Consider the following 6,000-nt stretch of genomic DNA (forward strand, 5'->3'; position numbering starts at 1 on the left):
CCAGCCGGCTGCCGCCGCTCGCACTTCTTCACTGTCGCGGAAGAGCACTTCGTTTCCTTTTCCTGATCTGCCTGATCTGTTCGATCTGTCTGTTCCGAAGTCAGTGCCTGTATCAGTAGCGAAACTCGCCACCGCGACGGTGCGGTGCTCCCCGCTTTGTGGACGCGCCAAACATCCGCACACAGGACGTCCCCATTCCGGGCAGTTCCAACCGTCGTTGGCGCCTTTCGTTGCTCGTCGCGAAGGAGCCCGCCATGTCGATGATCCGCGACCTGCGTGCCGTGGTCCGCCCGTCCCGCCCCGCCCTGCGCAAGGACGGCGGCGCGTACGACACCACGCGTGACCCCGGTACCCCGTCGGCCGTCGTCGACTGCGCCGTCTACCGCGACGGTGCCCGCGTCGACACCGGCAAGCCGCTCACCCCGCACGAGGCGATGCGCCAGGTGCGGCGGGACGGCGGCTTCGTGTGGATCGGACTGCACGAGCCGACCGAGGCCGAATTCGCCGGTATCGCCGGGGAGTTCGGACTCCACCCGCTCGCCGTCGAGGACGCCGTACAGGCCCACCAGCGCCCCAAGCTGGAGCGCTACGACGACTCCCTGTTCACCGTGTTCAAGACCATCCACTACGTCGAGCACGACCAACTCACCGCCAACAGCGAGGTGGTTGAGACCGGCGAGGTCATGTGCTTCACCGGACGGGACTTCTTCATCACCGTGCGGCACGGCGGGCAGGGCTCGTTGCGGGCGCTGCGGCACCGCCTCCAGGACGACCCCGAGCTGCTCGCGCGCGGCCCCTCCGCGGTGCTGCACGCGATCGCCGACCACGTCGTCGACGGCTATGTCGCGGTCGCGGACGCGGTGCAGGACGACATCGACGAGGTCGAGACCGAGGTGTTCACGCCGGGCCGCAGGGGCGGGGTCTCGCGCGGTGTCGACTCGGCGCGGATCTACCAACTCAAGCGCGAGGTACTGGAGTTCAAGCGCGCGGTGTCACCGCTGCTGCGTCCCATGCAGTTGCTGAGCGAGCGGCCGATGCGGCTGATCGACCCCGACATCCAGAAGTACTTCCGCGATGTCGCCGACCACCTCGCCCGGGTCCAGGAGCAGGTCATCGGCTTCGACGAGCTGCTGAACTCGATCCTCCAGGCCAACCTCGCGCAGGCCTCCGTCGCGCAGAACGAGGACATGCGGAAGATCACCGCCTGGGCCGCGATCATCGCCGTACCGACGATGGTGACGGGCGTGTACGGCATGAACTTCGACAACATGCCGGAGCTGCACTGGAAGTACGGCTATCCGCTGGTGCTCACCTTCACCGTGACCGTCTGTCTGACGATCCACCGCACGCTGAAGCGCAACGGCTGGCTGTGAGCGGCCTGGATAGGCTGGGCGCCATGACTAGCAGCGAGCTGCTCGACCAGGCCCTCGTCGAGGAGGCCACGAAGAAGTCCGGCCTCGTCTGGGTCAGCGGTCCCGGCGTCCCGGCCCGTGCCCTGTGGCACGTCTGGCACGAGGGCGCGGCCTGTCTGGTCGGCGACGGTCCGGGCGAGCAGCCGCTGCCGGGGCTGACCGACGGCGGTGCCGCCGAGGTCACGGTCCGCAGCAAGGACAAGGGCGGCCGGCTGGTGGTCTGGACGGCGAAGGTCGTGGAACTGGCGCCGGGCTCCGAGGCCTGGACCGCGGCCGTCGGCGAGCTGAAGGGCAAGCGGCTCAACGCGCCCGACGGCGAGGCGATGACGGAGCGCTGGGCGCGCGAGTGCCGGGTGCTGCGGCTCGAACCGACGGGCGCCACGGGCGAGTTGCCGCAGGGTTCGCTGGCGGAACCTCCGCTGCCCTCGCCCGCGACGACCCGCCGGCCGGCCCCGGCCGCGCTGCCGCGCCTGCTGCTGAAGAAACGCAAACGGCGGTAACCACCGCTAGGAAGACGGCAGTTGCTTGCCGTAGTCGACAGTGTCGTCGTCCGCGGGTTCCGTCACGGCGAAGCTCTTGCCCCAGTCCGAGAAGGTCAGGGTGCCCGCGCCGCCCGCGCGGACCAGCCGGAGCGGATACGGCTTGCCCTCGAGAGAGACATCGAGGGTGCCGCCGGAACCGTCGTCGCCGGTGATACGGATCGTGCGGACGCCGTTCTGGTCGTGGTGTCCGTCCGTCGCGAGCGAACCGTGCAGGGTCAGCAGACTGGAGAGGAGGACGTCCTTGTCCGTGAAACCACTGAACTTCTTGTACGAGGGGTCGTCCTGCGGCACCTTCACGTACTTGCCGCGCAGCGAGTCGCCGGCGCCCGAGCCGCCGTTGCTGTTCCAGAAGTGCGCGTCGGCCTTCAGGTACAGCTGCTCGCCGACCCGCAGCAGCCCGAAGGTCGACCCCTTCGAGGTGACCGAGCCGGTGCCGCCGTCGGACTTCAGCCGCATGTCGAGCCGGTACGTCCGCCCGCTGGTGACGACGGTCCCGGACAGCCGTACCGCGTCGGCGGCGCCCGCGGCCGTCACCGACTTCGACTGGATCTTGTCGGCGGCCAGCTTGCCGACCCCGTTCGTCCCCGCGTCCGGATCCTCGCTGCAGCCCGCCAGAGCCAGCACGCAGACCGCGCCGAGCAGCGCCGCACGACGGTTTCGGACCGGGGGAATCGCAGTCACAGGTGGGGGGCCTTTCGTGCGGCGGGCGGCGCTGGCGTACGGCAGCGTACCGGGGTCGCCGGGCGCCGTCGGAGCCAGTCCGTCCGGACCGCCCACCTGCGCGGATCGCATACGGACGGGCTAGCCTGAAGCCCGTCCGAGCGGGCAAATCGGAACATCCGGAAACCAGGAAAAGAGAAAGGGAGGTGCGGCCATGGCAGGAGGCGCCCCCAGGGTCTTCGTCTCGCACCTCTCCGGTGTCGCCGTCTTCGATCCCAACGGCGACCAGGTGGGCCGCGTCCGCGATCTCGTCGTCATGCTCCGCGTCGGCCAGCGGCCCCCGCGCCTGCTCGGCCTGGTCGTCGAACTCTCCACCCGGCGCCGCATCTTCCTCCCCATGACCCGGGTCACCGGCATCGAGTCCGGGCAGGTCGTCACCACCGGCGTGCTCAACGTCCGCCGCTTCGAGCAACGGCCCACCGAGCGGCTGGTGTTCGGCGAACTCCTCGACCGGCGCGTCACCCTCGTCGAGACCGGCGAGGAGGTCACCGTCCTCGACCTGGCGGTGCAGCAGCTGCCCGCCCGCCGGGACTGGGAGATCGACCGCGTCTTCGTGCGCAAGGGCAGGCCCGGCGGAGCCTTCAGAAGGGCCAAGGGCGAGACGCTGACCGTGGAGTGGTCCGCCGTCACCGGTTTCTCCCTGGAGGAGCAGGGACAGGGCGCGGAGAGCCTCCTGGCCACCTTCGAGCAGCTGCGCCCCGCCGACCTCGCCAACGTTCTGCACCATCTCTCCCCCAAGCGCCGTGCCGAGGTCGCCGCCGCCCTCGACGACGACCGTCTCGCCGACGTCCTCGAAGAGCTCCCGGAGGACGACCAGATCGAGATCCTCGGCAAGCTGAAGGAGGAGCGCGCGGCGGACGTCCTGGAGGCCATGGACCCGGACGACGCGGCCGACCTGCTCGGCGAGCTGCCGGAGGAGGACCAGGAGCGGCTGCTGAACCTGATGGAGCCCTCCGAGGCCGCCGACGTACGCCGCCTGATGTCGTACGAGGAGCACACCGCGGGCGGCCTCATGACGACCGAGCCGATCGTTCTACGACCGGACGCGACCGTTGCCGACGCGCTCGCCCGGGTCCGCAACGCCGACCTCTCCCCCGCGCTCGCCGCCCAGGTCTACGTCTGCCGCCCGCCCGACGACACCCCCACCGGCAAGTACCTCGGCACGGTCCACTTCCAGCGGCTGCTGCGCGACCCGCCGTACACCCTGGTCAGCGCGATCATCGACGACGACCTCCAACCCCTGGACCCGGACGCCTCGTTGCAGCTCATCGCCGGGTTCTTCGCGACGTACGACATGGTCGCGGCGCCCGTGGTCGACGAGACCGGGTCGCTGCTGGGCGCGGTGACCGTGGACGACGTACTGGACCACATGCTTCCCGAGGACTGGCGGGAGACGGAATTCCACCTGGAAGAGGACGAGGCAGAAACAGAGGAGGTGGCGGCTCATGACTCCTGAGCGCGAGACCACGCGTGAGCGGACACCGGCGGGCGCGACCGCCACCACCCGGTCGCGGACCCGGCTCGACCAGCCCCGCCCGCCCCGGCGCCGGCTGCTGCCCGAGTACGACCCGGAGGCCTTCGGACGGCTGTCGGAACGGATCGCCCGCTTCCTGGGCACCGGGCGGTTCATCGTCTGGATGACGATCGTCATCATCGTGTGGGTGCTGTGGAACATCTTCGCCCCGCGCGATGTGCGCTTCGACAACTACCCGTTCATCTTCCTCACCCTGATGCTGTCGCTCCAGGCCTCCTACGCCGCCCCGCTGATCCTGCTCGCGCAGAACCGGCAGGACGACCGCGACCGGGTCAACCTCGAACAGGACCGCAAGCAGAACGAGCGGTCGATCGCCGACACCGAGTACCTCACCCGCGAGATCGCCGCCCTGCGCATCGGTCTCGGCGAGGTGGCCACCCGGGACTGGATCCGCTCCGAGCTGCAGGACCTGGTCAAGGAACTGGACGTACGGCACGGCGGGCATGTCGTATTCCCGGCAGAACGGTCTCCCGTGCGTGACGCAGACGACCGCTGAGGGGCTGGCCGAAGGGCCCGGTCGGCGCCGTACCATCGACCCATGGCTACGGAAGACGCGGTGCGCGAAGCGCTGTCGACGGTGAACGACCCCGAGATCAACCGACCCATCACCGAACTGGGGATGGTCAAGTCGGTGGAGATCGGAGCGGACGGAGCGGTCGCGGTGACCGTGTACCTGACGGTCTCCGGCTGCCCGATGAGGGAGACGATCACGCAACGCGTGACCGATGCGGTCTCCCGGCTCGACGGCGTCACCGGCGTCGACGTGACCCTCGACGTGATGAGCGACGAGCAGCGCAAGGAACTCGCGACCGCCCTGCGCGGTGGCAAGGCAGAGCGCGAGGTCCCCTTCGCGCAGCCCGGCTCCCTCACCCGCGTCTACGCGGTCGCCTCCGGCAAGGGCGGCGTCGGCAAGTCCTCGGTGACGGTCAACCTCGCGGCGGCGATGGCGGCCGACGGCCTCAAGGTCGGGGTCGTCGACGCCGACATCTACGGCCACTCCGTGCCGCGCATGCTGGGCGCCGACGGCACTCCCACCCAGGTCGAGAACATGATCATGCCGCCGTCGGCGCACGGCGTGAAGGTCATCTCCATCGGCATGTTCACCCCGGGCAACGCCCCGGTCGTGTGGCGCGGCCCGATGCTCCACCGCGCACTCCAGCAGTTCCTGGCGGACGTGTACTGGGGCGACCTGGACGTCCTCCTTCTCGACCTCCCGCCGGGCACGGGCGACATCGCGATCTCCGTCGCCCAGCTCGTCCCGAACGCCGAGATCCTCGTCGTGACGACCCCTCAGCAGGCGGCGGCCGAGGTCGCCGAGCGGGCCGGCTCCATCGCCGTACAGACCCACCAGAAGATCGTCGGCGTCGTCGAGAACATGGCGGGCCTGCCCTGCCCCCACTGCGGCGAGATGGTCGACGTCTTCGGCACCGGCGGCGGCCAGTCGGTCGCGGACGGCCTGACCCGCACGACCGGCGCCTCGGTCCCCGTCCTGGGCTCCATCCCGATCGACGTCCGCCTCCGCGAGGGCGGCGACGAGGGCAAGCCGGTGGTGCTGAGCGACCCCGACTCCCCGGCGGGCGCGGCGCTGCGAGCGATCGCAGGAAAGCTCGGGGGACGGCAGCGGGGCCTTTCGGGACTGTCACTCGGGATCACGCCCAAGAACAAGTTCTAGAGCTCTTCCTACGACGATGGGGGGGGGGGGCCCCCCGCCGGGGGCCCCCACCGCGGGTGCGGGACAGGGGGGTTGGGGGGGGGGGCGTTGTTGCCGGGGAAACCCCGGCGCTGCCCCCCC

General features: G+C 70.2%; 6 protein-coding genes. 5 read left to right on the top strand and 1 reads right to left on the bottom strand.

The features are described 5' to 3' along the window. Nucleotides 1-254: 254 nt before the first annotated feature. Nucleotides 255-1,373 (top strand): magnesium and cobalt transport protein CorA, encoded by a 1,119-nt coding sequence (locus ACFXC1_RS16110; RefSeq protein ID WP_381243078.1) that lies wholly within the window; start codon nt 255-257, stop codon nt 1,371-1,373. 23 nt (nt 1,374-1,396) lie between these two features. Continuing rightward, the gene (locus tag ACFXC1_RS16115) at nt 1,397-1,912 is read left to right on the top strand and encodes a hypothetical protein (protein WP_381243080.1); all 516 of its coding nucleotides are present in this window, start codon (nt 1,397-1,399) and stop codon (nt 1,910-1,912) included. Between the two features lie 6 nt (nt 1,913-1,918). On the opposite strand, the gene ACFXC1_RS16120 is transcribed toward ACFXC1_RS16115, so the two are convergent. Then, nucleotides 1,919-2,635, bottom strand: a complete 717-nt coding sequence (locus ACFXC1_RS16120) for a LolA-like protein (RefSeq protein WP_381243082.1) — start codon at nt 2,633-2,635, stop codon at nt 1,919-1,921. Between the two features lie 193 nt (nt 2,636-2,828). Here ACFXC1_RS16120 and ACFXC1_RS16125 point away from each other — a divergent pair, with 193 nt between their 5' ends. The 3 genes from ACFXC1_RS16125 to ACFXC1_RS16135 are packed head-to-tail and all read left to right on the top strand — an operon-like array spanning nt 2,829 to nt 5,880. Continuing rightward, complete coding sequence (locus ACFXC1_RS16125; protein WP_381243084.1) at nt 2,829-4,130, top strand: magnesium transporter MgtE N-terminal domain-containing protein; 1,302 nt, start codon at nt 2,829-2,831, stop codon at nt 4,128-4,130. Then, nucleotides 4,120-4,704: a DUF1003 domain-containing protein gene (locus ACFXC1_RS16130; RefSeq protein ID WP_381243086.1), complete on the top strand. Its 585-nt coding sequence runs from the start codon at nt 4,120-4,122 to the stop codon at nt 4,702-4,704. The genes ACFXC1_RS16125 and ACFXC1_RS16130 overlap by 11 nt, the downstream gene beginning before the upstream one ends. A 42-nt stretch (nt 4,705-4,746) precedes the next feature. Beyond that, a complete protein-coding gene (locus ACFXC1_RS16135) occupies nt 4,747-5,880 on the top strand; it encodes an Mrp/NBP35 family ATP-binding protein (RefSeq protein WP_381243088.1) in 1,134 nt (377 codons plus the stop codon). The last annotated feature ends 120 nt before the right edge of the window (nt 5,881-6,000 follow it).

Origin of the sequence: Streptomyces hokutonensis, assembly GCF_042751305.1 — a bacterium.
Classification (GTDB): Bacteria; Actinomycetota; Actinomycetes; order Streptomycetales; family Streptomycetaceae; genus Streptomyces; species Streptomyces hokutonensis_A.

Bases quoted from the DNA above. Each gene is read 5' to 3' on its own strand.
- ACFXC1_RS16110 (WP_381243078.1), top strand. From the start codon at position 255: ATGTCGATGATCCGCGACCTGCGTGCCGTGGTCCGCCCGTCCCGCCCC.
- ACFXC1_RS16115 (WP_381243080.1), top strand. From the start codon at position 1,397: ATGACTAGCAGCGAGCTGCTCGACCAGGCCCTCGTCGAGGAGGCCACG.
- ACFXC1_RS16125 (WP_381243084.1), top strand. From the start codon at position 2,829: ATGGCAGGAGGCGCCCCCAGGGTCTTCGTCTCGCACCTCTCCGGTGTC.
- ACFXC1_RS16130 (WP_381243086.1), top strand. From the start codon at position 4,120: ATGACTCCTGAGCGCGAGACCACGCGTGAGCGGACACCGGCGGGCGCG.
- ACFXC1_RS16135 (WP_381243088.1), top strand. From the start codon at position 4,747: ATGGCTACGGAAGACGCGGTGCGCGAAGCGCTGTCGACGGTGAACGAC.